The sequence below is a fragment of the Parvibaculum sp. genome, assembly GCF_035325945.1.
In the GTDB taxonomy this organism is placed as follows: Bacteria; Pseudomonadota; Alphaproteobacteria; order Parvibaculales; family Parvibaculaceae; genus Parvibaculum.
On sequence record NZ_DAOKYX010000003.1, the window covers coordinates 44,005 to 46,725 of the forward strand.

The 2,721-nt window shown below is 64.4% G+C and carries 4 protein-coding genes; 2 read left to right on the forward strand and 2 right to left on the reverse strand.

Features of this window, described 5'->3' with window-relative positions; genetic code table 11:
- Together PKA57_RS03210 and PKA57_RS03215 are read left to right on the forward strand one after the other, a co-directional pair.
- Positions 1 to 276: DUF6867 family protein (locus PKA57_RS03210; protein WP_324297488.1), on the forward strand; the 276-nt coding region annotated here is incomplete at its 5' end.
- A gap of 76 nt (positions 277 to 352) precedes the next feature.
- Entirely contained in the window at positions 353 to 1,456 is a 1,104-nt protein-coding gene (locus tag PKA57_RS03215) for a branched-chain amino acid ABC transporter substrate-binding protein (protein ID WP_324297489.1), read from the forward strand.
- A 15-nt stretch (positions 1,457 to 1,471) separates the two neighbouring features.
- Here PKA57_RS03215 and PKA57_RS03220 read toward each other — a convergent pair whose 3' ends face one another.
- Both PKA57_RS03220 and PKA57_RS03225 read right to left on the reverse strand, forming a co-directional pair.
- Positions 1,472 to 2,155: a lysoplasmalogenase gene (locus PKA57_RS03220; protein WP_324297490.1), complete on the reverse strand. Its 684-nt coding sequence runs from the start codon at positions 2,153 to 2,155 to the stop codon at positions 1,472 to 1,474.
- A gap of 47 nt (positions 2,156 to 2,202) precedes the next feature.
- A partial coding sequence (locus PKA57_RS03225; RefSeq protein ID WP_324297491.1) for an NAD(P)/FAD-dependent oxidoreductase occupies positions 2,203 to 2,721 on the reverse strand: 519 nt, incomplete at its 5' end.

The following is a 2,721-nucleotide window of genomic DNA, read 5'->3' on the forward strand; positions in this document are numbered from 1 at the left end:
ATCATGACGGGCAGGGCGCTTGCGCTCAACTGGCGGCCGGACTGGCAGATCATCCTCTATTGCCTGCTCCTCGCCATCGCGGACCGTTTCCTCATCTTCGCACTCTTTGAAGGGGATCTCGTTTCCCTTACCGGCTATGCCGTTGATTTTGCGGTTCTGCTTCTCATCGCGGCGGCAGCGTTCAGGCTCACCCGGGCGCGCCAGATGGTCCGGCAGTACCCCTGGGCCTATGAGCGCGCAGGGCTCGCGGGCTGGCGCGAGCGAAGGCAAAGCTGAATTTTTTCAACTTCCTCTTCAGGTTTTTCCTCGCCAGCGGCTATTGTTGCGCATGCAACTCCGGGGGAAACAGGTCATGACGCGCTATCTTCTCGTCCTCGTCGCAGCTCTCTCGCTTGGGCTTTTCGCCTGCTCGAAGGAAAAAAGCGGCATCACGATCGGTGTCGCGGGGCCGGTCAGCGGCAGCGAGGCCGTGTTCGGCGAGCAGTTCATCCATGGCGCGGAGAAGGCGGTCGCCGACATCAATGCGAAGGGCGGCGTCCTCGGGCAGAAGCTCAATCTCGTCATCGGCGACGATGCCTGCGACCCCAAGCAGGCGGTGAGCGTCGCCAACGACATGGCATCGAAGGGCGCGGTATTCGTCGCCGGGCATTATTGCTCGGGCTCCTCTATCCCGGCCTCCGATGTCTATGCGGAATCCGGGATCGTGCAGATCTCGCCCGCCTCGACCAATCCCGAATTCACCGAGCGCGGTCTTGCCAATGTCTTCCGCGTCTGCGGCCGCGACGATGCGCAGGGGCCGGCAGCGGCCGATTACATCGTCAAGCATTTTCCCGGCAAGAAGATCGCCGTCGTCGATGACAAGTCGACCTATGGCAAGGGGCTCGCCGACGAATTCCGCAAGGCGCTCAATGCGAAAGGCATCAACGAAGTCCTGCATGAATCGATCACGGCCGGCGAGAAGGATTATAGCCCCCTCGTCTCCAAGCTGAAGCAGACCAATGCCGACATCCTCTATTTCGGAGGATACAAGACTGAAGGCGGCCTCATCGTCCGGCAGATGCGCGAGCAGGGCCTTAACACCATACTCATCGGCGGCGATTCTCTGGTGACGGATGAATTCTGGTCGATCACCGGGCCAGCGGGCTCGGGCACGCTGATGACCTTCGGCCCCGATCCGCGCCTCAATCCTGCCAATGCCGAGCTGGTCGCCGCGTTCCGGGCCGACAAGTATGAGCCCGAGGCCTATACGCTCTATACCTATGCCGCGATTCAGGTCTGGGCGCAGGCCGTCGAGAAGGCCGGAACGACGGACGCCGCCAAGGTCGAGGCGGTCCTGAAGTCCGAGCATTTCGATACGGTGCTCGGCAAGATCGGCTTCGATGCGAAGGGCGACATGGATGCGCCCGGCTATGTCTTCTACCAGTGGAAGGACGGCAAATACGCCTATGTCGAGTGAGGCGCGGCCCGCACCTCAGCGCAGAAGGCCGATGAGGCTCGCCGCGATCAGCGCCTGACCGCCATAATAGGTGATCCAGACGACATGCCCGCGGCGCGGCACGGGCATGCGGAACTTGTCCACGGCGATGACCACATCGGAAAAGACGAAGAGCAAGGCGCCGATCCCGAGCCATGGCAGCGGGACCGAGAATGCGGCGACCGCCATCAGCGAGATGACCGCCATATAGAGGATCACGGGCGCGCGGAACGATCCGAGCTTCGGCCAGAGCCAGGCGAGCGAGGCGATGGCGAGGATCGCGACGGTGGCGATGCCCCAGAGCTGCCATCCGGCGGGCGCGGAGACGAGCGGCGCGAGGACGATCAGATAGAAGATGTGCGCGACGAGGAACGAGGCGAGGCCGCGCGGAAAATTCTTCGCGTCGCCCTTGAGCGCGAGAAAATAGTCGCCAAGGCTCGAGAACAGGAATGCGGCGGCAAGCGCCGCGAGCGCCAGCGCGCTCGTGCCTTCCACATGAAGGCCGAGCAGGGGAAGCGGAACCCAAAGCGCGATGGAGGCGGTCTTGAAACCCGTCCGCCACAGGGAGGGGCTGCGATCGACGATGGCGAGATAGCCGAGCGATGCCAGCAGCGACAGCGCGGCGAGGGTCCAGCGCAAGGCATCGAGCCCGTCGCCGAATGTCAAAGCCTGATCGAGCATCGTTTCCCCCGAATTGTTCCCCGAATCTGCGTGATGCTAGCCCATGCTCACGGCTTCAGGCCAAGCCATTCCGCCGCGCCATCGCCGGCTGCGCGCCCCGTCGCCATGCAGGCGGTGAGGAGATAGCCGCCGGTCGGCGCTTCCCAGTCGAGCATCTCGCCCGCGCAGAAAGTGCCGGGGAGGCCGCTCAGCATGAAGCGCCGGTCGATAGATGCGGCGGGGATGCCGCCCGCGCTCGAGATCGCCTCGGCGATGGGCCGCGCGGCCACGAGCTTGAGCGGCAGGGACTTGATCGCGGCGGCGAGGCGCTCCGCATCGGCGAAGGCTTCCGGGTCGGCGCATTCGCGCAGGAGTCCCGCCTTCACGCCTTCGATATGGGCCGCCTTTCGCAGATGCGTCGCCATGCTCTGGCGTCCGCGCGGGCGGGCGAGATCGCGCAGGAGGCGTTCGAGGCTTCGTCCGGGCGCGAGGTCGAGGAAAAGCGTTGCCTCGCCCGATGCTTCAATTGCATCGCGCAGCCGCGCCGAAAGCGCATAGACGCCGCTTCCCTCGACGCCATGTTCCGA

Coding starts and splice junctions, on each gene's coding strand:
- PKA57_RS03215 (WP_324297489.1), top strand. CDS start 353: ATGACGCGCTATCTTCTCGTCCTCGTCGCAGCTCTCTCGCTTGGGCTT.
- PKA57_RS03220 (WP_324297490.1), bottom strand. CDS start 2,155: ATGCTCGATCAGGCTTTGACATTCGGCGACGGGCTCGATGCCTTGCGC.